This window comes from Marinobacter iranensis (genome assembly GCF_029207565.1).
Lineage (GTDB): Bacteria > Pseudomonadota > Gammaproteobacteria > Pseudomonadales > Oleiphilaceae > Marinobacter > Marinobacter iranensis.
Genome location: NZ_JANCMW010000252.1, coordinates 1 through 261 on the forward strand (window position 1 = coordinate 1; position 261 = coordinate 261).

1 protein-coding gene is annotated in these 261 nt (G+C 75.1%); it reads right to left on the reverse strand.

Annotated features, from left to right (window positions below; all coding sequences use genetic code 11):
- Nucleotides 1-261: ABC transporter permease (locus NLU14_RS22250; RefSeq protein ID WP_275710700.1), on the reverse strand; the 261-nt coding region annotated here is incomplete at both ends.

The window sequence follows — 261 nt, forward strand, 5'->3', positions numbered from 1 at the left end:
TGTCGCCCGACAGCAGGGTCGCGGGCCCGGCCCCGAACAGCGCGAGCCCGACGAGAGCCCCGACCACCACGACGGTCAGCGTGGCGGCGAGGCAGAAGACCGCCGCCGCGACGTACTTGACCACCAGCAGCCGAACCCGTCCCGCGGGCGCGACCAGCAGGTACCGCAGCGTCCCGAGGCCGGCCTCGCCCGCGATCGTGTCCCCCGCCACCACGCCGACCGTGAGCGGCAGGAACAGCGGGATCGAGACGACGAGCGCCG